The following is a 24052-nucleotide window of genomic DNA, read 5'->3' on the forward strand; positions in this document are numbered from 1 at the left end:
CTGGCGACTCGTTGGCTGTTTGCCTTTCTTGAGAAACGTCAACCGAATTGGATGAACCAATAGGAGGCCAAATGGCGGGGACAGTAACGATCACTGAAATGGATTGTCTGGACGGTATCCACAGGGTTGGTGTTGCGACTCTGGATAACACGTCGTCTTTAAATGCGTTGACTTATGACATGTTGTCCCAGCTCCATGAGCAATTAGTTAAATGGAAAGATGATCCCCATTTAGTCTGCGTAGTGCTGTCCGGGGCGGGAGAAAAAGCGTTCTGTGCGGGCGGTGACGTTAGGGCTATTTATCACGTCATGCACAAAGAGGGCAAAGATGCGACAGCAGATTTTTGTACTCGTTACTTCACGTTAGAGTATGAGTGTGATTATCTCATCCACACCTATAACAAGCCAGTGATAGCCTGGGGAGAAGGGATTGTTATGGGAGGAGGGATGGGGCTCTTTATGGGCGCGAGTCATAAGGTGGTTACACCTACATCTCGCTTGGCAATGCCAGAAGTCAACATTGGTCTCTACCCTGATGTTGGTGGTACATGGTTTCTGAGCCAGATAGATCCTGATGTGGGTCTGTTCCTTGGTTTGACCGGGGCAATAGTAAATTCAAGTGACGCTGTCACTATAGGGTTCGCTGACTGGTTGTTGCTAGAAGAGCATTTCCCGACCTTACTGAAAGAACTACAGAGGATATCTTGGGGTACCGAGAAAGCAACGGTACTGGTTGACGCTTTGTTGGCATTGCTGGAAGACGAAATTATCGACAGTAAGCCCGTCACACAAATTTGCCCGTGTTTGGAGCAAATTAAAGAGGCGTGTAAAGGCTTCGATTTAGAACTTATCGGACAGCGGATCATGGCAATGGATAATACCAATCAGTGGTTAGAAAATGCTAAAAACGCTTTCGCTACCGGCAGCCCAATTACGGCTCATATCGTCTTCAGACAAATCAAAGAATTCCACAGTTTGCCGCTTGCAGATTGCTTCCGCTTAGAGCTTACGTTATCCGTTCGCGGTGCATTACTGGGAGAATTTGAAGAAGGCGTTCGCGCGAGACTTATCGACCGTGATGGCGAACCAAATTGGATGTTTAAAAGTATTTCGGAAGTCGATGAGGATCTTATTGATACGCTTTTTAACTCGTTGTGGGCTAAAGATGAACATCCGTTATCAGGGTTAGGAGCTGAAGGAGATTAATCATGAGTACAATCGCATTTATCGGGTTAGGTAATATGGGTAGCCCTATGGCACAGAACCTGCTGGCCTCGGGATTCAATGTTCAGGTGTTTGACTCGGACATAGCAGCAGCACGAAAACTTGAGACATTTGGCGCTGTTGTTGCTGGCTCTCTTCAGCAAGTTATTGGTGGAGCGAGTATCGTCATCACTATGCTGCCAACGGCGACTCAGGTCAGAAGTGTCTACCTTGGTGACTTACATGGTGCGATAGGGGTACTTCATCTAGTGGCTCCGAATACATTATTAATTGATTGCTCAACCATTGATCCTGACTCTGCACGATTAGTGGCTAACGAAGCGGCTAACAGACAGCTGTTGTTTGTCGATTCTCCTGTCTCTGGTGGCGTCACCGGGGCAAAAGCAGCAACCCTGACGTTTATTGTGGGCGGTTCGGATGAGGCGTTTTCCAAAGCCAATGCAATTTTACGCTACATGGGTAAAAACGTGTTCCATGCCGGTAAAGCAGGGGACGGCCAAATGGCGAAGATTTGTAATAACTTAATGCTCGGCATCTTAATGTCAGGTACTTGCGAAGCGCTGAACCTTGGCATTGACCACGGTCTGGATCCGAAGGTTTTGTCGAATATTATGATGCAAAGTTCAGGGAGAAACTGGGCACTAGAGCTGTACAATCCATGCCCGGGAGTGATGGAGAGCTCTCCCGCAAGTCATCAGTATCAACCTGGCTTTATGAGTAAGTTAATGCTGAAAGATTTGGGCTTAGGGTTAGATGCAGCGTTGCAGACACATTCATCGGTACCGATGGGATCGCTCGCTCGTAATCTGTATGCGTTTCATAATGCGAATGGCAACGAAGAGCTCGATTTCTCAAGTCTGTTTGAGTTTTATCAAAAGAAATAATCAGTTGGATCAGGGTCTAAAAAAGGTCCATATCACGTTCTTTGTCGTCTAAATACCATGTGACAATTGTGTGAAATCGTAAAGTTGATTTACATCACACTTTGTTGGTTTGCATTTTGTCCAGTTCGCTTGTCGATCCGGAGTGACTTTTTCGTCACAGAATATCCTTTTTCTCATACATTAAAGCCCCTTTCTGTAAGGCCTCAAGGGTTTCCCGCTGCTATCTAAATAAACCACACAAACACTTAGCTTCCTAACTGATTTGTTGATTAATGCAATGTTAGTTTTCAGATATGACTCGTGAGCTTTAACTTTCAAATCCTCATAATGCGGCCGAATGTAACATTGTATTTCAAAATGTAACAATAAACACATGCTGTTAATGTGGTTTTATATTTTGATCTCCAGTGTTTCACATGCTCAACACATAAACATTCTAATGACTATAACAACTGGTTTTGGACGCAAGTCCTTAATCCAGACAACCATCGAGAAAGTTAATGGAAGCCTCAAGATACAAACGCATCTTATCGAGAGGAAGTCTGGCATCCGTCATACTTTTGCTCTCAGGATGTAACTCTGCTTTGCTTGACCCTAAAGGAGCTATCGGTGTCCAAGAAAAAGAGCTGATTATCACTGCTCTTTTGCTGATGTTGATCGTTGTGATCCCTGTGATTCTGATGACGATTTACTTCGCTTACAGATACCGTGCAAGTAACACTGAAGAAGAGTACGCCCCGGAGTGGTCACACTCGACCAAAATTGAAGTGGTGGTATGGACTATTCCAATCATCATCATTGCGATTCTGGCTGCTATCACATGGCGTTCTACCCACGAACTAGAGCCGTCTAAGCCTCTTGTCAGTGACGTAAAACCAATAACGATAGAAGTCGTAGCACTGGATTGGAAATGGCTGTTCATTTACCCGGAAGAAAACATCGCGACGGTTAACTACGTAGCGTTTCCAAAAGATGTTCCTGTTCAGTTCAAACTAACGTCCGACAACATCATGAACGCGTTCTTCATTCCTCGCTTAGGCAGTCAGATTTACGCCATGCCAGGCATGGTAACCAAGCTGAATTTGATTGCTAACCATGAAGGTGATTTCAAGGGCTTTGCTTCGAACTTCAGTGGGGAAGGGTTCTCACAAATGAAGTTCACGGCGTCGGCTATGCCTGATCGCGCGGCATTCCTTAACTGGGTGCAAAAAGTAAAAGCGAGTCCGGATCGTATTGAAGACTGGGTACAGTACAGCACGTTAGCTGAACCTAGTATCGCTGAGCCGGTGACCTTGTTCTCAAGCGTACCTCCGTTCCTGTTCAATAACGTCGTGACTCAGCACCCTGGTTCTATGAACTGTTTGCCTGAAAACCAAGGATAATCGCAATGTTTGGAAGATTAACTCTGGATTCAATTCCGTTCCATGAACCGATTATTGTCATCACCTTAGCGGTAGTGGCTTTAGTTGGTTTGGCCGTGGTTTACGCGGTTACTAAAGCTGGCAAATGGCAGTATTTGTGGAATGAATGGTTTACTTCGGTAGATCACAAAAAACTTGGCTTTATGTACATCGCAGTTGCGATGGTAATGCTTATTCGTGGTTTTGCTGACGCGGTAATGATGCGTAGTCAGCAGCTGCTTTCCTCTGCGGGTGAAGCAGGTTACCTGCCACCTGAACACTATGACCAAATCTTTACCGCCCATGGCGTAATCATGATTTTCTTCGTGGCTATGCCGTTAGTAATTGGTCTGATGAATATCATTGTTCCACTGCAAATCGGCGCACGTGATGTGGCTTTCCCTTACCTGAACAACCTGAGCTTCTGGCTGTTTATTGTCGGTGTGATTCTGACAAACATGTCGCTTGGTCTTGGTGAGTTTGGCCGTACTGGTTGGTTGGCTTATCCGCCATTATCAGGGATAGAGGCAAGCCCGGGAGTCGGCGTCGACTACTGGATTTGGGCACTACAGATATCGGGTGTGGGTACAACGCTAACCGGTGTAAACTTCTTCGCGACTATCTTGCGTATGCGTACACCTTCAATGCCAATGATGAAAATGCCTGTTTTCACTTGGGCATCTTTGTGTGCAAACATCCTAATCATCATTTCGTTCCCGATTCTGACGGTAACTATCGCGCTACTGACGCTCGACAGATACTTGGGCATGCACTTCTTTACCAATGATCTTGGCGGCAACGTAATGATGTACGTCAACTTGATTTGGGCGTGGGGTCACCCGGAAGTGTACATCCTGATCCTGCCTATTTTCGGTGTGTTCTCAGAAGTAACGGCAACGTTCTCGCGCAAGAAGCTATTTGGATACACCTCGCTTGTATGGGCAACGGTTGTAATTACGATTCTGGCGTTTGTTGTTTGGCTGCACCACTTCTTCACCATGGGCTCTGGTGCGAACGTAAATGCCTTCTTTGGTATCGCTACGATGATTATTTCTATTCCGACCGGGGTGAAGATCTTCAACTGGCTGTTCACCATGTACAAAGGCCGTATTCGCTTTACGACCCCAATGATGTGGACAGTAGGATTCCTGATTACCTTTACAGTTGGTGGTATGACGGGCGTATTGATGGCAGTACCGGGCGCAGACTTTGTTCTGCATAACTCAGTATTCCTGATTGCACACTTCCACAACGTAATTATCGGTGGCGTAGTATTTGGTTGTTTTGCTGCAATCACTTACTGGTTCCCTAAAGCGACAGGTTTCACCATGAATGAAACCTGGGGCAAGCGTGCCTTCTATCTTTGGATAGTTGGTTTCCTGATGGCATTCCTTCCGCTATACGCGCTGGGCTTTATGGGTATGACCCGTCGTATCAGCCAGGAAATCAACCCGGAATTCTTCCCACTGTTAGCGGTTGCCGCAGCTGGTACGGCAGTGATTGCACTGGGCGTATTGTCTCAGTTCATCCAGATCTACGTGAGTATTCGCGACCGTGAGCAAAACCGCGATCTTACTGGTGACCCATGGGGTGGCAGAACCCTTGAGTGGGCAACGTCTTCACCACCGCCGTTCTATAACTTCGCGCATCTTCCAAAAGGTGATGTTCTGGATGCATTCTGGTACCAGAAACAAAGCGGAGAGTTTGATCCGGCTAAGGAAGTCGAATACGAGCGTATTCACATGCCTAAGAACACAGCAACAGGCATCTATGTATCAGCGTGGTCACTGCTATTTGGCTTTGGCATGATTTGGTACATCTGGTGGCTGGCTGGTTTGAGTCTGGTTGCTATCGTCGTGACTTGTATAAAACACAGTTACAACGAAGACGTCGATTACTACGTTGAAGTTGAAGAAATCAAAGCGATTGAAGCGGCACGTCGAGCTGAGTTTGCACAAGCGAAGAAAGGTTCAGTGAAAGACAACGAAAGCGAAGAGGATCTGGAGGTGACGTATGCAAACTAATGTCGCAGCTCATCATGGCCACGATCATGATCACCACCATGATACTAACGGCAATAAGCTGTTTGGTTTTTGGGTTTACCTGATGAGCGACTGTGTATTGTTCGCAACTTTGTTTGCAACATACGCAGTACTTTCCAGCAACTCGATTGCAGGCCCTACAGGCAAAGAGATTTTCGAACTGCCTTTCGTATTTGTGGAAACCATGTTGCTGCTGTTCAGTAGTATCACTTTTGGTTTTGGCATGATCGCAATGAAACGTAATGACGTTGCTGGCCTTAAACGCTGGCTGCAAATTACTTTTGCACTGGGTCTTGGTTTCATCTGCATGGAAGTGTACGAGTTCCACCATCTGATCGAAGAAGGTTACGGTCCTCAGACAAGTGCGTTTCTTTCTGCGTTCTTTACGCTGGTAGGTACGCACGGTCTGCACGTGTCATTTGGTCTGATTTGGCTGGCAGTAGCCTATCACCAGCTGTCAACCAAAGGTCTGAACGATAACATGGCGATGCGTTTTAACTGCCTGAGCCTGTTCTGGCACTTCCTGGATATTGTCTGGATCTGTGTCTTTACCATCGTTTACTTACTGGGGGTAATGTAATGGGACAACATATTGAAACAAATGCGTCTGATTACGTTAAAGGCTTCGTTGCATCACTTATACTGACGGTGATTCCGTTCTACTTTGTCTGGGCGCAAACTTTGCCTCAGGCAACGACATACGCAGTGATGTTTGGTTGTGCACTGGTCCAGATCTTTGTCCACTTCAAATACTTCCTGCATATGGAAGCGAAGACATCTGACGGTCGCTGGAATCTGGTTTCACTGATGTTTACTGCCATCGTTGTACTTATTCTGATCGCTGGTTCGATCTGGATTATCTACAACATGAACGTCAACATGAAGCTATAGGGCAAGGTATGCTGAAAAGTTATTTGTCTATCACCAAACCGGGCATTATTTTCGGCAACCTGATTTCTGTTGCGGCGGGGTACTTCCTCGCCGCAAAAACAGAACCTGCTAGCTTGATGTTGTTTCTGACAACGTTAGCTGGCGTGGGGCTTGTGATTGCTTCAGGTTGCGTGGTGAACAATATTTTTGATCGCGATATCGATCAAAAGATGGCGCGCACTCAGAACCGTGAGTTAGCGAAAGGGAACATCAATATTGATGTCGCGTTTGTTTATGCTTTGGTTTTGCTTTTGGTTGGAACGGGTTTACTGTTTCAACTCGCCAATCCGCTTTCAGCCGTTGTTGTCCTTCTCGGTTACGTGTACTACGTGTTCTTTTACACAATGTGGTACAAACGAAATTCCGTGTATGGCACTTTAGTTGGTAGTATTTCTGGCGCGGTACCGCCATTAGTCGGCTATCTGGCTGTGACAAACTTCATTAGTTTAGAAGCCATACTGCTGTTCACGATGTTCTGCCTGTGGCAAATGCCGCACTCGTATGCGATTGCCATGTTCCGCATTCAAGACTACCGCGAAGCGGGTATTCCTGTTTTACCAGTGAAAGAGGGCATTCACAAAGCACATCGTCATATGAAGGCTTACGTGGTGGCTTTTGGCGTGGTGTCACTGGGACTGTTTCTGCTTGGCGAAGCAGGGTACGAATACTTGGCCGTTTCAGCAGTGGTTTGCTCTTTGTGGACAAAAGTTACCTTCCGCAGCATAGACGATAATAACTACGTCTCCTGGTCGAAGTCGGTATTTAAAGTTTCTTTGCTGGTGGTAATGGGCATCAGTGGCGTTTTAGGTGTGGAACTGCTTCCACTGGCGATCTAAAAGTTAGATGTCAATTCGGCACCGACAAGTCCTAGGCTATTGGTTTGCTCTGCAATTTAACAAATAAACGGCTCATGTTGAGCCGTTTTTAGTATTGCGTTTAAGTTGAATTACTAAACCAGTGTTTCCAACATCGCTGCATCGTACTCGACAAGTTCTTGGTTTTGCTGAACTCGGCTTACGTAATCTGGGTTTGCGATGAATGGACGACCAATCGCGAGTAAATCAAATTTATTAGCTTGGATCGCGTCTGCGCCAGTCTGTGCTGTATAGCCACCCACACCCATTAGCGTTTTAGAGTACGTTGAACGCATGTACTGCGATACGCTACCACCAAGGAAATCAAACTCCATGCTGTCATCGAACATACCTTCGTGCAGGTAAGCCAGATTACGTTTTTCGACTTCAGGTAGGAAGTAATCGAATACCTGACGGTCACGAACATCCGTTTCCATGTGTGCGTAGCCAGCAGGGGATACACGCAAGCCTGTCAGCTCGGCACCGATACGTTCTATGACCGCATCAATTACTTCTAGTGGGAAGCGTGCCATATTTTCCGGTGTTTCACCGTACTCGTCTGTTCGAAGATTCGTATTGTAATGCAGGAATTGATCGATCAAATAACCATTTGCGCCATGTATCTCCACACCGTCGAATCCAGCCTCTATCGCATTTTGTGCTGCCTGTGCATAATCTTCAACTAATTGAGCAATTTCTTCGTGACTTGCTGCTTTTGGAACGGTGTAAACCAGTTCTCGCATACGAGGAACGGTGCCATCAAAAGCGATTGCAGATGGCGCTAATACATACTCGCCACCGAAGAAATGCGGATGCGCTACGCGACCAGTATGCCATAGCTGTGCAAAGATCTTACCGCCGTTCGCGTGAACCGCGGCGGTTACTTTTTTCCAACCAGTTATCTGTGCTTGGGTAAAGAGTCCTGGAGTATTTGGGTAACCCTGACCATCAGGGCGAATAATCGTTGCCTCTGAAATGATCAATCCTGCATCAGCACGCTTTGCGTAGTAGTCCACCATTGCATCAGTAGGAACTAGATCTTCATCTGCCATGCAGCGCGTTAGTGGCGCCATTACGATCTTGTTTTTAAGTGTGATTTTGTCGTTGAGCTTATAAGTTTCAAATAATGTTGTTGTCATGAGCATGCTCCTTATGAATGCTGTGGACACATGCTAACTCTTTTTTGAATGATCATTCAAGATGTTTTTGAACGCTCATTCAAAAAGGTTGTGTAACCTTATGAACCCCAGTAAACTTATGGTGTTTGCAGCGTTACAGACCCCAGCTAATCGAGAAATGTCAGATGAGAAATGCCGAATTCGACCGAGAATATGTTTTAAGTTCAGCGATGAATGAGTTCATAGCCAAAGGCTATAACAAGACCAGTATGCAGGACTTGAAACGTGCTACTGGGCTGCATCCAGGCTCGATCTACTGCGCATTTGAGAACAAAAGAGGATTGTTGCTTGCCGCTCTCGATCACTATGCGACGACCAAATCCCAGTCATTTGAGCAATTTTTTGACGACCCTAAACATATCCTATCCTGTTTTGAACGTTATCTTCATGACATTATCGACTTCAGTAGCTGTGATAACAGTAAAGGCTGTTTATTGCAGAATGCGTTAAGCGAGCTGAATCATCAAGATGATGAAGTCGAGCAAATTATTTGCGATATGCTTAAACAATGGAAGCATAATATTCAATCGAAGTTAGAGCTGGCGAGAGCGAATAATGAGATCGGCCCTGAAGCGGATTGTGAATTATTAAGCGATTATCTAGTGATGAACATTTACGGTTTGCGCTCCTTCGCCAATACCAAGCCCTCCGACGCTCGTTTGGCTCAGCTTGTAGATAAAATTATGCAGAGCCTGAAAAGCGGCGGTATTTATAAGTAAAGAAATTTACTCAGGTGGATGCCTTATAATCTAAAGTATCCATGAATTTTCCTACCATATTGATTAAGAAGCTGCATAGCTAGCGCCTGTCATATTGGCGTAATAACAATTACGTAAATTCTTCACAAAAATGAAGGAACGAGTGTTTGTTATGAACGATGTGATTACACGGATGTGGAACTACAGCCAATTACCTCACGTGTACAAAGTATGTTGCGTGTTAATACTTACTGCGCTGCTTCTGGTCATCCAATTTCCCCGTACTGAGTTACCGCAAGCTACCCCGTTTAACCAGCTAACTTGTGCTGAACTGCAACAGAGTCGTCAATCTCTGGCTAATAAAACCCGCTTAGATATTCTCATTCCAGCGCATACGATGGCATTACCATTGCTGTCCAGGCTATGTGACGAAAGACAATTAGGACAGCAGTATTCAGATATCGCCGTTCATTGGCTACCCAGGCAGCAAGTTACACCGCAAACTATCTACAGACAAAAGTTTGATGTTATGTGGGGCAGAGATTATCAGCTAGCGGGTTTGAGCCCAGATTACGGCAACTACTACGAGAAAATTCTTAATCTTGGTGGCTATGATGTGTTGTGGTTTGCCCATCAGGAAATCGATGACGAGTTTTTAAAGTCACATAGAATTGGGCTTTTGAACGATACATTTAGCCGTTCTGGTTATCAGCTTCCGTTACAAAGTCTAAAGCGACTTTCGCTCGACCTTTCCTCATCTAAAATCATCTTATATCAAACGCGAAAACAGATGCAGGAAGCCTTCATGAGAGGTGAAGTAGACGTGATTGCCGGTACGAATCACAGCAGTTTGAATCAGATTGATAATAATGTTTATAAAGACGTTATCGCAAGTGATGTATCTGCTGGTGGGTGGTACTTATCTCGTTCATCAGAGCTCGGTTCTAATCAAACAACACGTATCCAATTAACTCAGGCGTTAGGGATGATTTTGTAATGCGCGTTAAAGATATATCTTTGAAAAAATGGAAATCTTTTACATGTCTGACGCTCTTTTATTTGGTTGTTTCTCTTATTACCGGAGCATACTTAACTCAATTTTTCTATGAGCAATATTTGGATGGGGACCTTCGAAGCGCAAGGAGTCAAATATGGTTAGACGGAGCTGAAAGTGGGGAACAAAAACAAACACAGCTTATATTCAGACTGAAAAGCCAACGGCTGCTGGAGAAAATCAACTGGCAAAACCCGATACAAATTTTTAATTTTTGTCAGATAAAGGAATTATCCCAAAAGAATACTCCGTTGAGCTTAACCTACAAATTCTCTCTCGATTTATCTTCTAATCAATCCGGTGATTTGGTTGAGGTCGGGTGTCAATTACAAAGCAGAACCTGGCTTGCGAGTTCTATTTTATTCTCTGCTTTATCAATGCTTTTATTTTCCCTTCAACCACGTCCTTTAAACCATGATGATTTGAATTTATTAAAACACTTACGGGCAACTAAGCAAGTAAGGCAGTGGAAACAGGCAATTCATCAATTTCGTGCCATCAAATCAGGCGATAAGATAAATCAAGATTTCTTGTTTAGATTATTGGAGACGAGAACAGAGAATCTTAGGTCTATAGAGGACAAAGTTGCGTTACTTGAAAAGGCATCCAAACCACTTACCTTATCTTTTACACTTAATAATGGGAATGTCGATGTCGCTGTCAATGATGTCGTTATTCCGATTTCAGTCACTCCTGCTATTTACTGGTTATGGTACGCAAAGAAACGGAAATGCGCTCAAGGTGATGGTTGGGTACTTAATCCTCCGAGTAATCGTCCTTCTGAGAAAATGGGCCATGAGCTGATTACATTAATGGAAACTTATGGTGGACACGGCAGAGCCATAAGTGAGCTAAAACAGAATGGATTAAAAGCGAAAACGCTCGATCAAAATCGTAATAAAATTAAAGATGCGCTGGTTAACGTGTTAGGAGAAAACTTTATTGACCACTTAGGCTTCGAAAGCGATAAACATGCAGATAACACCCAGTCAATTTATCGTTTGAAGATATCTCCAAATGCAATATCAATAAGCTGAAATCAAATTAAGCTACTGATTTTAATGTGATAAATTTTATAGATATCTTTAAAATGTATTAGGGGTAAGCCTGTAACGAAAGCTTCATCTTATTTCGTCAAAGTAGCTGCCAATGCGTTCAGACATGAAGTTTGAACGGGGAAAAGTAGTTAAATAAACGGAAATATTATGAACAAACTATCTAAACTTTGCCTTGCGATGGCAGTCAGTTCTTCATGTGTAATTGCATCAAATGCATTTGCGTTAAATATTGTACTAACCAATGACGATAGCTGGGAAACAACCAATATTAACGTAATGAAGTCGGCATTAGAGGCTGCGGGTCATGACGTAATCATGTCCGCTCCTTGTACCGGGCAAAGTGGTAAAGGTGGCGCGATGAGCCACTTTAAACCAGTGTCAATTGATGAGACCCAAGCCGCCGAACAGGAATATTGTATTGGTGATACAGATACAAGCGTTGCATTCAAAGACTATGTAGAGGGGACACCCGTTATGGCAGCGCTCTACGGCATTGATATCGCGGCACAACAAGTCTGGGGACAAAGCCCTGATTTGGTCATTTCTGGGCCGAACGAAGGCAATAACTTAGGTTTCATGAACAATAACTCTGGAACGCTAGGTGCAACAATGGCTGCTTTGAGCCGTGGTATTCCTGCTATTGCGATCAGCGCACATCACAACACGGCTAGTGATGCAGAACAGTCACAGTTAGTTGCAAATGTTATTGTCGATGTTGTCGCTGAACTGGTCGCGAATCAGCCTTCTGGTCAACCACTTTTACCTGCGTACACTGGTTTGAATGTGAACACACCAGAAGATATGAATAATCATCTTGGATACAAGTTTACTGATGTTGGTTGGAATGCAGGAGCAGAGTTCGCATTCAGTAGCGATCTTTCTCAAAACAGTACCGCTATTTATTACATGATGAAAAGTCTAATGGAACAAGGGATGGACTCTGTTGAAGCCCAAGTAGAAGCTGTGGCTTTACTAAAAGATAAGAAAGGGCTCTCTTTTAATGAAGGCGATGCAGGTGATAGCAACGAAAACTCCGAGGGTGTTGCAGTCAGTCAAGGTTATATCACTATTAGTACTATCGACGGAAATGTCCAGGCTGCACGCGGAAAAGTCGCACTGGTTGAACAACGTCTTGTTGGCTTGGAATAGGAGCAACAGGAATGAAACAACAGAATATTCTGCTTATCACTTTATTGTCGGTATCTGCCCTGTGGGGGTGTGATAGTGATGACAACGATCAAGTACAAGTGCAAAGTGGTGTTTATGAAGGCGTTATATGGGCGAGTGATGCCTCTCCGAGCGGTGCCCAGATAGTTGTACAACAGGGCATTGAACCACAACTGACGCTTTGGGATGCAAGAGAACACCAGCTTTCGTATCTGGGAACACTGAACGACGACCAAATCGATTTCTCCGCCGCTTCAGTTAGTTGTGAAATGTCGGATCAAGATCTGGTATGTACTAACGCCAACGGTTCTTCTGCTTTAACATCAGTGTCCTTGGAAAGTGCTGATATTGGCAGTTATGCTGGGACTTATCAGGCTAGGTACTCTGATGCTCTGTATCAGATGTCGATTGATGAATCAGGATCATTATCGTTAACTGGCTCTTCCTGTAATAGCGAAGGTTCACTTGTTACTTCTGGCTCGGTGGAAAACCTAGTAATGATGGAGCTAACTGATGAGCAGTGCATTGAAACAGGCACAGTAAATATTGTAATGCTTGAAGTCGATAACGATTCGTTGGATAGCATCAATGTCCAGACAGATAGTAATCAATTCCCGCAAGTCTGGATCAAATTGTAAAAAGTTTACAGTGTAAACAAAAAATCCGCAGATTTAGCACTTTGATACGTTATTAGGGATCTATGATTGTAGGTCCCTTTTTTATTTTCTTTAAAAATCATAACCTTATTATATTTTTTAAAGCCTTAAACGCGCGTTAGCAGCCAAAGACTATATGGGTTAAAGAAATAATAAACCAGCTAGGTGTCACTTCGAAAGGATCAAAGGCTTTTCAAAGGCGAAGAAAAGCCTGAAACACCGCTGAAAAGAAATCATTCAGGGTTACCATTAAAAACGTAAATTCGAGCTTCCCGATTCAAGTGCCCAAGTAACGCTTTTATGTGTTGCAACTTTATAACTAAGGTAGATGTATTCACATAAGGATGACATTGCAATTCATTAGCATTCCAAACATCTTGATCAATAACCAGTTGTACATGGTCGTTTTGATCTTTTACGATATCTAAAATAGAGACAGAACCTGGCTCGGTTAGTAAGTATTTTTTTAGCCTTGTCGGTGAGGCAAGGCTAAGTCGGTTAACATTGAGACCGTTAGACAACATATTAAAATCAACAGATTTTTCATCAGAAACAATGACTAAAAAATGATGTTTTCCCTTTCTATCGCGTAAAAATAGATTTTTAGTTTTAGCTCCGGGGATATTTTGCTCTAAAGAGTTCGCTTCAGCACAAGTATAAACTGGCTCATGATCAAACCTTTGATAAGCAATATTGTATCGACGAAGCACTTCATATATGTCCATAAACTTTCTCGTAGTACTAGGGGCTGTTAACCTCTCGCGGTTATATTTTGTTCGGGTGGGGCATCGGCTTAAACCCTTCGGGCACTGCTAAAAATCAGCTAGAAAGGTCAGCATACCTTAACTATTTAGATCATCGAATAATACTTTTATACTCAAGTGACCTCAAGATGCAGGATTCAGAGCTTCATCAACGAGTTCAGTTCAAGCTAAATAGCGATAGGAATGGTTATTCCCTTTCAACGTTATTTAGTACAGAAATGGGCTCGTTGATGAGTGCTTTTTTGTCCTAAAGGTTCTCCAATAAATGAGATATAACAAATTTGATATGTTTCGTATAAGTGCAATGACCTTGCTACTACGTATACTTTTCTAACCGTATCGAACGTATAAATTGTCACTATACTGTTTTTGTTTTCTCCCTTTTCTGCCTACTTTTTGAAATGGTAGCTGGTTTAGGATTCATTACCTTATTGGTTAGAGAGGTCAATAATGAATAAAAAACTTATCGTATCAGCGTTAATGTCGGCAATGATTTCAACAGGAGTACTAGCAGCTCCTTTTGACAGTATTTCACCGATTGATTCAAGTCACTGGAGTGTAAACCCCGTTGATTATGGCATGACTGCTGAGCAGTTCATACGCTCAGAGTCACTTAACTTTATGAAAGGCATGGCCGAACGTAATGGCGTAAATCAGTTCTTTCATTTCAAAAACCTAGCTAATTCAGAAGATAAATGGGTAGTGAGTCCCAATAACGACGTTATTTATTCTCTTGCGATTGTCGATGCATCTAAAGACTTCACATTAACACTTCCAGAAACGGGTGACCGCTTTATAACCACTCAAATAGTCAGTGAAGAGCACATGAGTCGGCAATTGGTTGGTGGCGGAGTGTATAAGTTCAAAGGTGGCGAATTTAATAGCGGTCATGTTGCTATAGGTGTTAGGGTGGGGACGAATGCAACACCAGAAGATGTCGCCTACATAGTCAACACACTTCAACCGCAAATGAAAATTGATGCACAGTCAGCAACGCCAGTACCAAGCTACGACAAAGAAACGTTGCTGAAAGTCAGAGCTGCATTGATTTCCGAATATAATAAGCTTTCCGATACCTTTGGTCAGATGACAGACGATGTCACCAAAGTTACTGATTGGGAACGCTTTACATATGTAACCGCGGGCGCTTGGGGTTTATCTGAAGATAAATACGCAATGTATCGCCCATATAACCTAAAGGGCGCAAAAAAAGATACATGCTATACAGCGACTTACACTCAGCCTAAAGTAGGTGAATTTTGGTCGATCACTGCATACAACAATGAAAAATACTTGATGACAAATGAGTTCAATATTGTGAAATCAGGCAATGCCGTAATCAATAAGGATGGGACATTTACTGTTCATTTTGGGCCTTTATCATGCAAAAAACGCAGTGACGTTAAGAATTTCATTTTAACCACCCAAGACGATTGGGGCTTCTTGATGCGTGCCTATGACCCAGATATCGAAGCGTTTAAATCTTATCAGTTACCTGAAATTAAACCCGTTCAATAATTTGCAAACAATTCATGGATGATGATTTTAAAGCTCCAACCGGTTGGAGCTTTTTTGTGATTAAAGCAGACAAAAATGCTTTTTCTTGATCCCATTCAGGCAGTTCAATTATTTAGGGTGTTCATGGCAAATTTGATATATTTAAGCTCTGCCTCATACAATCATTAACCTTCTGTTCAATAAAGACTGGCCAGAGATGAAACCTGATCAGTGTAAATAGTTCGAGGAGATAACAGGCAATGGCGAAACAGTATCTTAAAACAATTGACCTTAACCTACTTAAAGTATTCCTGGCTTTGGCACAGGAGCTTAATACGACACAAGCGGCTAGGAGACTTAAAATTGCTCAACCAGCAGTGAGTCGCGCTCTAGCAAAGCTTCGCGACCAATTGGATGATGAACTTTTTGTCAGAACAAAATATGGATTAAAGCCGACGGATAAAGGACAGATACTGTGTGACAAATTACCCTTAATAATGAAACAGTTTGATGAATTATTTACCGAAATCGAGTCATTTAACCCGAGCACTCATAAACAAACTATTCGTATTGCTATAAATAATTTTTTAGGCGTATCTTTACCAGCCTTGCTACATGAGAGACTTCGTCAAGTTGCCCCTAACACCAGTCTAATCATAGAAAATTGGTCATCTAACTCGGTGGAAAAATTAGTAAAAGGCGAGCTAGATTTAGGTATCAACTACTATATGGATTCACCCCCTAAAGAGCTAAAGCGCAATCACCTTACTTTTGACAAATTTAAGGTCCTAGTTAATGACCAACACCCACTAGCCAACAAAGCTTGTGTATTTGAGCAACTCAGTGCCTACCCAATTGTTTGCGCTATCTTGCCTGACTGGAACGATAACAAAACGTATATAGAAAAGTTGGCGCAAAAACAGGGGATAGATTTGGATGTCATTTTTCGCTCAGAATCTATCGCTTCACTGATTGAAATCACAAGCAGAAGTGATGTGCTGTTCCCAACTTCTGCATTTTTGTCACCACACCAATTTCCATCTCTAAGACCACTGACATTTGCTGGTGATTTTCCAGCAGAAGCTGCAGAGGTTTCGGTATACACACATTATCGCTACAACAAAAGTCCACTTTATCAATGGTTAATAGAACAACTTAAAGATGTGACAGATAAAATGTTGTACTCACCAGAGCATACAATTCCATGACCAAACAAGTTCTAATAGCGAGCATATCTCACATCAAAGCCGTTTCTATACTAGGGTCTGTTTATCTTTCGCGGTTAATTTTTGTTCGGATGGGGGCGCCCAGCTCGAACCCTTTGGGCAGCGTTTGTGGCTCCTTTCTACTGCGTTATCGGCTTATCAGGTAGAATAACTACATTTCAAAGCCTCTACCTTGTATAAATAACCCACAAATCGCTGCAAAAATCAGCTCGAAAGATAAACAGACCCTAATTATTTAGCAGTGATAAGTGGGAAGTTATGCATTTGAGCGATAACTTTTGCTTTATCACTCGGTCTGTAGGCTCGTACAGCAATATTCCAGCCAGTATCAGTGACTTCAACGATATTACTAGATGCTCCACATGTTTTACCCTCTGGTGCAAAGTTGATGGTATAAGAGCCATCTTTATTTGGTGTTGCAGAAGTCGAATCAGCACTATTTTTGTTGGTCATCAACCAACCTTTTCCAGAATACGCAGTAATAGACCAGTACCCGCCTTCATCATAACTTAGCATAGGCGATTTAAAGGTCATACTCGCACACTCAACCTTACCTGTACCCGCTCGTGATGCATAAACAGCATAATCTGCTGGTAGGCCACCCCAGCCAACAGCCGTTCCAATCATAAATTGTTTATTGTCTGGTGTTGCTGTGATTCCTGGAGTAAACGCTTCTTCTGTTTTGATATCCCCAACCTGTTTTTCCCATTTCGCACGAATCGCATCACGAGATGTATCATCCCAATCCGCCGCAGGTTTGAATGGTTTTGCTGATTTTGCATCAATCACAGCAGCATCTTGTAGTCGATGGGCTTCATCCATACCCGCAGTAGTGGCAGTGCGCATGAGAATATAAATGTAATCCGATCCTGCGATCTTAGAGTCGATATAAATATCTTCACCGCCGTAAATAGCCATATGGTTATCATGATTGTTATTGAACAAATGCATGATTTGGTAGGCTTTCCCTTTTGCCAAACGGAACGTAGCGCCCTTAGAAACGTCAACAACGGCAGTGGAATAAAGCAAGTCCGTATTAGAACGAATGATCATTTGATTTTCTACCGTTACACTCTCGCGATTATGATCAAAAGTATTGACTGGTTGACGTTCTAATTGTCGTGTGAAATACAAATCAGTTTCTGCACGAGCAAAGTTTTCATCGGTTACTTCAACTGATGCCAAAGCCTGCATTGATGTAATGGAAACAAGTGATGCTAACAATATCTTGTTCATAGAGTGTTCCTTGAGCTACTACTCAAAATATTAGTTTAAAGATAGTCTAATCTTATAGATTTTTAAGCTTCAGAAGATATGAATTAAAGAGATCATTTTCATTTTCATTGTCGCATACTTAGACGCAGCTTTCGTATCTAGGAACTCAGAGCGCCAACCAAATCGATTTCGCCGCAGCTTCAGTTAGCTGCGAAATGTCGGATTAAGATCTGGTATGTACTAACGCCAACGGTTCTTCCGCTTTAACATCAGTGTCCTTGGAAAGTGCTGATATTGGCAGTTATGCTGGGACTTATCAGGCAAGGTACTCTGATGCTCTGTATCAGATGTCGATTGATCAATCAGGATCATTATTGTTAACTGGTTCTTCTTGTAATAGCGAAGGTTCACTTGTTACTTCTGGCTCGGTGGGAAACCTAGTAATGAAGGAGCTAACTGATGAGCAGTGCATTGAAACAGGAACAGTAAATATTGTAATGCTTGAAGTCGATAACGATTCGTTGGTTAGCATCAATGTCCAGACAGATAGTGATCAACTCCCGCAAGTCTGGATCAAATTGTAAAAAGTTTACAGTGTAAACAAATAATCCGCAGATTTAACACTTTGATACGTTATTAGGGATCTATGATTGTCGATCCCTTTTTATTTTCTTTAAAAATCATAATCTTATTAGATTTTTTGAAGCCTTAAACGCGCGTTAGCAGCTAAAGACTATATGGGTTAAAGAAATAATAAACCAGCTAGGTGTCACTTCGAAAGGATCAAAGGCTTTTCAAAGGCGAAGAAAAGCCTGAAACACCGCTGAAAAGAAATCATTCAGGGTTACCATTAAGAACGTAATTTCGAGCTTCCCGATTCAAGTGCCCAAGTAACGCTTTTATGTGTTGCAACTTTATAGCGAGGTCAAGATTCATATACCCAAATGACTTCAAGATGCAGGATTCAGAGCAATGTCACTGGCACAAGTTCAAGGAAAATGATGCTGCGAAATAGCTAGCTCTTTCCAAATCATATGACGCTGAAATTGTGCCAGTGACATGCTCCCAAAGGGCGAGTTGCCTTGATTTACAGCCTTTGTTAACGATTTTCGATTTAGAACCACTAGATCTTCAAATCGTTGCCGCGCCTGGGAACCAAGCCATTCTCGCTGAACCTAGCATCTTGAGGTTACTTGGGAATAGTGACTTATTGTTTATTAAACTCTTCCCATAAAACGATTGCAGCAGCGAGATCTTCAAGCGAAGCACCAACGGATTTGAACAAAGTTATGGAGTTATCCGTCTTACGACCTGGAATTTCGTCACGGGTCAGTTGTTCTAAGTCACCCAAAATCTGGTCCATCTTGAAATAACCTTCGTCAACAGCCTGGTGCAGATCACCGGCTTCACCCATAGCGCCAGCCCAAGTGTCGACATATACGTCGCTTCTCTCTACGGCAACTCCGTCACATTCGCGCATATCTTTTCTGAACGCGCCAACCAAATCGAGGTGAGTTCCTTCTGTTAACCAGTTACCTTTGATTATTGGCTGCTTAGAAAGTGTTGCACAACTAATAATGTCGGCTTCGCTTGACGCTTGCTCTAAGCTTTTTACTACTGAGATGTCTTCAATGCGACAAAATTCACCTTGGTAGCTTTGATACTGAGTGACCAGCTCTTTTGCTTTGTCTTGGTTACGCCCCCAGACCAGTACACGTTTAATCGGGCGTACCGCAGCATGCGCCTCAATTAACATCGGTGCGACTTGTCCGGTACCAACAATGAGTAAGGTTTCTGCTGACGGCTTGGCGAGATATCTGGCGGCTAACGCTGAAGCCGCTGCAGTGCGTCGGCGTGTTAACTCATTTCCTGCAATACATGCGATCGTTTGGCCATGCTTACCTTCAGATAGCATATACAGGCCAGAAATGGAGGGCAGGCCAACAGCGGAGTTTTGCGGAAACACATTTAGCATTTTCATACCAATGTAGCCATCTTGTTCCCAAGCTGGCATTAATAGCATGGTTGCTTCTCCATCAGGTCTTTCAATCGTGTGATGGTGACGAGAGGGGGCGTAAACGCCTTTACGAAAGGTTTCATCAAGTTTATTAATTAACGCATTCCATGGTAGGTGACTGGCAACTTGATCTGCAGATATGAATTTCATAAATCCTCGAATAAGTAAAAACTGGCAGCGTGTGCTGCCAGAAGAAAGGTTATTACCAAGCCGGACCACTAGTTACTTCAGGTAACCATAAAGCGGTAGCAGGAAAAGCCAGGATGGCAGTAAGAACGAGCAATTGAATTATGATAAACGGCACAACTCCAGCGTACATGTGGCGCAGCGTAATATCAGGAGGCGTAATTGCCCGAAGGTAGAAGATTGACGGCGCTAATGGTGGTGTTAAGTAACTGGTTTGTAGCACGACTAAGAATGCAACACAGAACCACACTTCATCAAAGCCTAGTAAACGTACAACTGGCATTGCGACCGGAATGATGATCAAAACAACCGACATCATATCGAGGACGAAACCAGCCAAGAACGCAATGAACAGTATCAAGCCTATAATTGCCCATGGCTCTAGTCCCGTACCCATCAATATAGATTGCACTGTTGCCATACCGCCTGTTGCGAAGAAGACGCCAGCAAACATGTTTCCGCCCATTACGATCATCAAGATCATCGCTGAAATATTAACGGTGCTCATCAGCGAGTTCCAGACAACTGTTTTCGTAAGATTACGGTAACTAGCCGCAAGAATAATAGAGCCCAAGGCACCACAAGCGGCTGCTTCTGTTGGAGTCGCAAGTCCCATTAAAATGGTGCCCAGAACAGCAAAAATAAGCACGGCGGCTGGTAATAATGCAGTTGCTGTCGCCCAAAGCTTATCTTTCAGCGGGTAGCCGGTTTCATCTTCGATTTGACGTGGTGCAACAGAAGGTTTTAGCCAAGCTAAAACGATGACATAAAGAATAAACAGTATTGCCATCATCAAGCCGGGCATCAACAATCCGCTGAATAGCTGACCAACAGAAACACCCGCAACCGGACCTAAAACAATTACAGTAATAGAAGGGGGGATTGCGGTACCCAATGAGCCACTTGCGCAAATAACGCCGGATAGCAGGCGTTTATCATAAGCGTGTTTCATCATGATAGGAATGGCTAACATGCCTATAACGGCTTCTGTTGCGCCAACCACACCACTTGCAGCAGCAAATATTGTCCCTAACAGAATAGAGCCAACACCTAATCCGCCAGGTGTGGAATGCGTCCACATGTGTATGGCTTTAAACAGGCGCTCGGCTATCCCGGACTTTTCGAGCATGGCTCCCATGAATATGAAAAGTGGGACGGCGGCGAGAATAGAGTTTGAAGCAGTTTCTTCAATTTTGCTGAGCAACTGGTAAGCGGTTACGTCACCGAACAGTGCTAAGCCAAAAATGGCTGCAACCAATATCATTGAGAACGCAATTTGAAATCCGGCAAAGATCAATAGCATCAGAGCCGGGAACATCAACAGAGAAAGGTAATCACTCATAACTTAACCTCGCGGCCAAGTGCGGTTTGAGTTGATTTCAGCAGCTCGGCAAATATTTGTAGACTTAGTGTTGTCAGACCGACGAACCAGACCAAATAGACTGGCCACATGACAGGGTTCCATGCTGATCGACCCGAGCGCTCATTGCTTTCAAAAGCTTCATAGAAATAAAGGTAAAGCTCTAGGCTGATCCAACAGACAATAGGGAGAAACATCAGGTAGCAAAGTGACCGAACGGCCGCATTTACACGGGAACTGAGTTTGAGTGTGACGACATCAACACTAACGTGTTGGCCAAGTCTCAGGGCGTTAGCGATACCCAGCATGAATATTGCTCCCATGACCATATAGCTTATTTCAAATGCCCATAGGGTAGGAGTGTCGAAGACATAGCGGCTGAAGACCTCGAATACGAGAGCGCCAATGAGTGGCAATACCAGGAAAGCGGCGATATGGCCAGAAAAGCGCGTCAGTGCTTCGATACTAGTAATTAACTTCATAGTGTGAACCTAAAAATTACGAACTGAAAAGCAAAAATGGCAGCCGCTTTACAGCGGCTGCTTATACCCGAATAACGTTAAGTTATGTGAATACAGGGCAAGTTAACCTTCGTTTTCGCCGATTTTTAGGCGGTATTCTGGCCAGAGTTTGATCTTGTCTTTGAATGCACGTTGAGAAGTTAAAACACGTTTGAACCATTCGTTATCTGCGGCATGCTCGTCTTCCCATTTCTTGGTTTCGTCGAGGATTTTACTGATGAGTTCCGGCTCTAAACGAACGATCTCATTCTTTCCTTCAACCAGTTCTTTGTACGCATCTAAATCAGCGTAAGAAGCGGATAACCATGAATCAAACAGAGACAATTTAGCCGCTTGGCGTACTAGAGATTTGTTCTCGTCAGAAAGTTTGTTCCACGCTTTCTCATTCACTTGGCACTCAAGAACGCCACCTGATTGGTGAATACCCGGCAAAATGACGTACTTAGCGACTTCCTGGAAACCGGTAGGGCGGTTCATTTCTGGGCTTCCCCACTCCGCAGCGTCGATCACACCGCGCTCTAGAGCGGAGTAAATATCACTACCTGCCATTACAACCGTCGACGCACCTAAGCGTGATGCGATTTCCGCCCAGGCACCTGACGTACGGATGCGTAAGCCTTGGAAGTCCTCAAATGTACGTACTGGTTTATTGGAGTGAAGGAAAATTTCGGTGCCAAGAATGGAACAAGGAAAGGCAACCACACCAAACTTTTCTTTACGGTATTGCTCGTATAACTCGATGCCGCCGCCTTTGTACATCCACAACATAAACTCTTCTGGCGAAAGCCCACTTGAGTGGCCAGCAAGTAGGGCCGTTGTTGGATCTTTACCGTAGTCGTAGTTAATGTAGTTGTGGCTGACAGTTGCTATACCAGATTTTACTGAGTCGGTAACTTTAAGCGCGCTGCCTAGCGTACCACCGGGAAATACTTTCGCAGTAATTTCACCGTGGGTAAGCTCACTAACATTATCAGCAAAGTATTTTGCATCGCGCTCCAGCCACGGGCCACCGGACCATGGTGTTGCCATACGCCATTCATCTGCATAGACGCTGGTTGTTGCGACGGAAACACAAGCGGCTAACGTAGCGGTTTTTAGAATCTTACGGAGATTTCCTTTCATCTTTACTTAGTCCTTTTAGTTATTAGATTGGATAAATGAGTGAAAATGTAACCTTTTAGTTTTAAAAGCATTTAACCAAAGAGAGATTGCATTTCTTCTGCTCGGTCAGCGCAGTCGCGCATCGCTTTCTCAACAATCAATCTCAGGTTAGCGTTCTCAAAAGAGGAGATAGCGCGCTCTGTTGAACCTTGCGGCGACATCACATTACGCATGAGTTGTTCTGGATCCTGTTCACCGGTTAAAGCCATTGAAGCGGCACCTAAACCAGTTTGCAGGGTGAGTTTTCTTGCGGTTTCACGTGGTAAACCTTGTGCTACGGCGGCATCTTCCATTGCCTGGAAGAATAAGAAAAAGTAAGCAGGCGCACTGCCTGCTACGGCAGTTGCAGCGTTGATTAAAGATTCGTCACTCAACCATTCAACCAGACCTGTGCTATTTAATATCTCTTCAACATGGTTTTTCTGGTCTGTTGAAACGTCTGAGCTTGCCACCAAACTGGTTGCTCCGCAGCCGATCATTGCGGGTGTATTGGGCATAGCACGAACGATAGGAGTAGATTGTCCTAGCCAGTTCTTCAGAGATTCGAGAGAAATACCCGCAGCGATTGAGAGAACAAGAGGCTGAGTTTCTCGTTTGTTTAATGTTGGGCGTAACTCTGCACAAACTTGCTTGAGAATCTGAGGCTTTACCGCGAGCACTACAATGTCGGCGTCTGCTATTGCAGTGCAATTATCGCTGGTGGTGTTAATCGAGTACTTGGCTTGGATAGATTCCAACATGGCTGAATCTGGCGAAGTCGTTGTGATCTTTTCTGCTGGATATTGATTGCTAATCAAACCACCAACAATCGCACTAGCCATGTTTCCTGAACCAATAAACGTTATCTTTGCAGCCATTTTTCTCTCTTCCGAATAAGTATTCATTTCTATTTGCGAGCAGTTCTAGCATTTAAGCAGTTACGTTTGTTGAGCTCTTGTTTAAAACTCATGACTTTTTGCGC

General features: G+C 43.6%; 23 protein-coding genes. 15 read left to right on the forward strand and 8 right to left on the reverse strand.

Annotation, left to right across the window (positions count from 1 at the left end):
- Positions 1-71: 71 nt before the first annotated feature.
- The 7 genes from KHN79_RS17230 to cyoE all read left to right on the forward strand — a co-directional run bounded on the left by KHN79_RS17230 (position 72) and on the right by cyoE (position 7315).
- On the forward strand, positions 72-1205 hold the full coding sequence (locus tag KHN79_RS17230) for an enoyl-CoA hydratase/isomerase family protein (protein WP_182010046.1): 1134 nt from the start codon (positions 72-74) through the stop codon (positions 1203-1205).
- 2 nt (positions 1206-1207) lie between these two features.
- Positions 1208-2107, forward strand: a complete 900-nt coding sequence (gene mmsB / locus KHN79_RS17235; protein WP_182010045.1) for a 3-hydroxyisobutyrate dehydrogenase — start codon at positions 1208-1210, stop codon at positions 2105-2107.
- A gap of 500 nt (positions 2108-2607) precedes the next feature.
- Positions 2608-3489, forward strand: coding sequence for a ubiquinol oxidase subunit II (gene cyoA, locus KHN79_RS17240; protein WP_182010044.1), 882 nt, complete (start codon positions 2608-2610; stop codon positions 3487-3489).
- 5 nt (positions 3490-3494) lie between these two features.
- The gene (cyoB, locus tag KHN79_RS17245) at positions 3495-5531 is read left to right on the forward strand and encodes a cytochrome o ubiquinol oxidase subunit I (protein WP_182010043.1); all 2037 of its coding nucleotides are present in this window, start codon (positions 3495-3497) and stop codon (positions 5529-5531) included.
- Complete coding sequence (gene cyoC / locus KHN79_RS17250; RefSeq protein WP_182010042.1) at positions 5521-6129, forward strand: cytochrome o ubiquinol oxidase subunit III; 609 nt, start codon at positions 5521-5523, stop codon at positions 6127-6129. Before cyoB ends, cyoC begins: the two co-directional genes overlap by 11 nt.
- Entirely contained in the window at positions 6129-6440 is a 312-nt protein-coding gene (gene cyoD, locus KHN79_RS17255) for a cytochrome o ubiquinol oxidase subunit IV (protein ID WP_182010041.1), read from the forward strand. The genes cyoC and cyoD overlap by 1 nt, the downstream gene beginning before the upstream one ends.
- A complete protein-coding gene (gene cyoE, locus KHN79_RS17260; RefSeq protein WP_211907314.1) occupies positions 6401-7315 on the forward strand; it encodes a heme o synthase in 915 nt (304 codons plus the stop codon). The genes cyoD and cyoE overlap by 40 nt, the downstream gene beginning before the upstream one ends.
- 113 nt (positions 7316-7428) lie before the next feature.
- Here cyoE and KHN79_RS17265 read toward each other — a convergent pair whose 3' ends face one another.
- Complete coding sequence (locus KHN79_RS17265) at positions 7429-8472, reverse strand: alkene reductase (RefSeq protein WP_182010039.1); 1044 nt, start codon at positions 8470-8472, stop codon at positions 7429-7431.
- A gap of 164 nt (positions 8473-8636) precedes the next feature.
- On the opposite strand from KHN79_RS17265, the gene KHN79_RS17270 reads away from it, so the two are divergent.
- The 5 genes from KHN79_RS17270 to KHN79_RS17290 all read left to right on the forward strand — a co-directional run bounded on the left by KHN79_RS17270 (position 8637) and on the right by KHN79_RS17290 (position 13126).
- Complete coding sequence (locus KHN79_RS17270) at positions 8637-9230, forward strand: TetR/AcrR family transcriptional regulator (protein ID WP_182010038.1); 594 nt, start codon at positions 8637-8639, stop codon at positions 9228-9230.
- Positions 9231-9381: 151 nt separating this feature from the next.
- The gene (locus KHN79_RS17275; RefSeq protein WP_182010037.1) at positions 9382-10206 is read left to right on the forward strand and encodes a hypothetical protein; all 825 of its coding nucleotides are present in this window, start codon (positions 9382-9384) and stop codon (positions 10204-10206) included.
- Complete coding sequence (locus tag KHN79_RS17280) at positions 10206-11300, forward strand: hypothetical protein (RefSeq protein WP_182010036.1); 1095 nt, start codon at positions 10206-10208, stop codon at positions 11298-11300. The genes KHN79_RS17275 and KHN79_RS17280 overlap by 1 nt, the downstream gene beginning before the upstream one ends.
- A 168-nt stretch (positions 11301-11468) precedes the next feature.
- A complete protein-coding gene (locus KHN79_RS17285) occupies positions 11469-12470 on the forward strand; it encodes a 5'/3'-nucleotidase SurE (RefSeq protein ID WP_182010035.1) in 1002 nt (333 codons plus the stop codon).
- Positions 12471-12481: 11 nt separating this feature from the next.
- Complete coding sequence (locus KHN79_RS17290; protein ID WP_182010034.1) at positions 12482-13126, forward strand: hypothetical protein; 645 nt, start codon at positions 12482-12484, stop codon at positions 13124-13126.
- Positions 13127-13377: 251 nt separating this feature from the next.
- Here KHN79_RS17290 and KHN79_RS17295 read toward each other — a convergent pair whose 3' ends face one another.
- The gene (locus KHN79_RS17295) at positions 13378-13869 is read right to left on the reverse strand and encodes a prolyl-tRNA synthetase associated domain-containing protein (protein ID WP_182010033.1); all 492 of its coding nucleotides are present in this window, start codon (positions 13867-13869) and stop codon (positions 13378-13380) included.
- A gap of 489 nt (positions 13870-14358) precedes the next feature.
- On the opposite strand from KHN79_RS17295, the gene KHN79_RS17300 reads away from it, so the two are divergent.
- Entirely contained in the window at positions 14359-15426 is a 1068-nt protein-coding gene (locus KHN79_RS17300; protein ID WP_244812776.1) for a DUF1214 domain-containing protein, read from the forward strand.
- 239 nt (positions 15427-15665) lie between these two features.
- Complete coding sequence (locus KHN79_RS17305) at positions 15666-16613, forward strand: LysR family transcriptional regulator (RefSeq protein ID WP_182010032.1); 948 nt, start codon at positions 15666-15668, stop codon at positions 16611-16613.
- 249 nt (positions 16614-16862) lie between these two features.
- On the opposite strand, the gene KHN79_RS17310 is transcribed toward KHN79_RS17305, so the two are convergent.
- Complete coding sequence (locus KHN79_RS17310) at positions 16863-17867, reverse strand: DUF1214 domain-containing protein (RefSeq protein ID WP_182010031.1); 1005 nt, start codon at positions 17865-17867, stop codon at positions 16863-16865.
- A 422-nt stretch (positions 17868-18289) separates the two neighbouring features.
- Between KHN79_RS17310 and KHN79_RS17315 the strand changes: the two genes are divergently transcribed.
- Positions 18290-18430: a hypothetical protein gene (locus tag KHN79_RS17315; RefSeq protein ID WP_182010030.1), complete on the forward strand. Its 141-nt coding sequence runs from the start codon at positions 18290-18292 to the stop codon at positions 18428-18430.
- Positions 18431-19053: 623 nt separating this feature from the next.
- Here the strand turns inward: KHN79_RS17315 and KHN79_RS17320 are convergent.
- The 5 genes from KHN79_RS17320 to proC all read right to left on the reverse strand — a co-directional run bounded on the left by KHN79_RS17320 (position 19054) and on the right by proC (position 23948).
- Positions 19054-20013, reverse strand: a complete 960-nt coding sequence (locus tag KHN79_RS17320) for an ornithine cyclodeaminase family protein (RefSeq protein WP_182010029.1) — start codon at positions 20011-20013, stop codon at positions 19054-19056.
- Between the two features lie 52 nt (positions 20014-20065).
- Positions 20066-21391 carry a TRAP transporter large permease subunit gene (locus KHN79_RS17325; protein ID WP_182010028.1) on the reverse strand — a complete coding sequence of 442 codons (1326 nt, stop codon included), beginning with the start codon at positions 21389-21391 and terminating at the stop codon, positions 20066-20068.
- Positions 21388-21891, reverse strand: coding sequence for a TRAP transporter small permease subunit (locus KHN79_RS17330; protein WP_182010027.1), 504 nt, complete (start codon positions 21889-21891; stop codon positions 21388-21390). Before KHN79_RS17330 ends, KHN79_RS17325 begins: the two co-directional genes overlap by 4 nt.
- A gap of 102 nt (positions 21892-21993) precedes the next feature.
- Positions 21994-23052: a TRAP transporter substrate-binding protein DctP gene (dctP, locus tag KHN79_RS17335; RefSeq protein ID WP_182010026.1), complete on the reverse strand. Its 1059-nt coding sequence runs from the start codon at positions 23050-23052 to the stop codon at positions 21994-21996.
- A gap of 71 nt (positions 23053-23123) precedes the next feature.
- Positions 23124-23948 carry a pyrroline-5-carboxylate reductase gene (proC, locus tag KHN79_RS17340; protein ID WP_182010025.1) on the reverse strand — a complete coding sequence of 275 codons (825 nt, stop codon included), beginning with the start codon at positions 23946-23948 and terminating at the stop codon, positions 23124-23126.
- Positions 23949-24052 lie beyond the last annotated feature (104 nt).

Source organism: Vibrio sp. B1FLJ16 (assembly GCF_905175385.1).
In the GTDB taxonomy this organism is placed as follows: domain Bacteria; phylum Pseudomonadota; class Gammaproteobacteria; order Enterobacterales; family Vibrionaceae; genus Vibrio.

Coding starts and splice junctions, on each gene's coding strand:
- cyoB (WP_182010043.1), top strand. CDS start 3,495: ATGTTTGGAAGATTAACTCTGGATTCAATTCCGTTCCATGAACCGATT.
- proC (WP_182010025.1), bottom strand. CDS start 23,948: ATGGCTGCAAAGATAACGTTTATTGGTTCAGGAAACATGGCTAGTGCG.
- KHN79_RS17230 (WP_182010046.1), top strand. CDS start 72: ATGGCGGGGACAGTAACGATCACTGAAATGGATTGTCTGGACGGTATC.
- KHN79_RS17325 (WP_182010028.1), bottom strand. CDS start 21,391: ATGAGTGATTACCTTTCTCTGTTGATGTTCCCGGCTCTGATGCTATTG.
- cyoA (WP_182010044.1), top strand. CDS start 2,608: ATGGAAGCCTCAAGATACAAACGCATCTTATCGAGAGGAAGTCTGGCA.
- KHN79_RS17300 (WP_244812776.1), top strand. CDS start 14,359: ATGAATAAAAAACTTATCGTATCAGCGTTAATGTCGGCAATGATTTCA.
- cyoD (WP_182010041.1), top strand. CDS start 6,129: ATGGGACAACATATTGAAACAAATGCGTCTGATTACGTTAAAGGCTTC.
- KHN79_RS17315 (WP_182010030.1), top strand. CDS start 18,290: ATGAAGGAGCTAACTGATGAGCAGTGCATTGAAACAGGAACAGTAAAT.
- KHN79_RS17290 (WP_182010034.1), top strand. CDS start 12,482: ATGAAACAACAGAATATTCTGCTTATCACTTTATTGTCGGTATCTGCC.
- cyoC (WP_182010042.1), top strand. CDS start 5,521: ATGCAAACTAATGTCGCAGCTCATCATGGCCACGATCATGATCACCAC.
- KHN79_RS17330 (WP_182010027.1), bottom strand. CDS start 21,891: ATGAAGTTAATTACTAGTATCGAAGCACTGACGCGCTTTTCTGGCCAT.
- KHN79_RS17270 (WP_182010038.1), top strand. CDS start 8,637: ATGAGAAATGCCGAATTCGACCGAGAATATGTTTTAAGTTCAGCGATG.
- KHN79_RS17295 (WP_182010033.1), bottom strand. CDS start 13,869: ATGGACATATATGAAGTGCTTCGTCGATACAATATTGCTTATCAAAGG.
- KHN79_RS17285 (WP_182010035.1), top strand. CDS start 11,469: ATGAACAAACTATCTAAACTTTGCCTTGCGATGGCAGTCAGTTCTTCA.
- mmsB (WP_182010045.1), top strand. CDS start 1,208: ATGAGTACAATCGCATTTATCGGGTTAGGTAATATGGGTAGCCCTATG.
- KHN79_RS17310 (WP_182010031.1), bottom strand. CDS start 17,867: ATGAACAAGATATTGTTAGCATCACTTGTTTCCATTACATCAATGCAG.
- KHN79_RS17320 (WP_182010029.1), bottom strand. CDS start 20,013: ATGAAATTCATATCTGCAGATCAAGTTGCCAGTCACCTACCATGGAAT.
- dctP (WP_182010026.1), bottom strand. CDS start 23,052: ATGAAAGGAAATCTCCGTAAGATTCTAAAAACCGCTACGTTAGCCGCT.
- KHN79_RS17275 (WP_182010037.1), top strand. CDS start 9,382: ATGAACGATGTGATTACACGGATGTGGAACTACAGCCAATTACCTCAC.
- KHN79_RS17265 (WP_182010039.1), bottom strand. CDS start 8,472: ATGACAACAACATTATTTGAAACTTATAAGCTCAACGACAAAATCACA.
- KHN79_RS17280 (WP_182010036.1), top strand. CDS start 10,206: ATGCGCGTTAAAGATATATCTTTGAAAAAATGGAAATCTTTTACATGT.
- KHN79_RS17305 (WP_182010032.1), top strand. CDS start 15,666: ATGGCGAAACAGTATCTTAAAACAATTGACCTTAACCTACTTAAAGTA.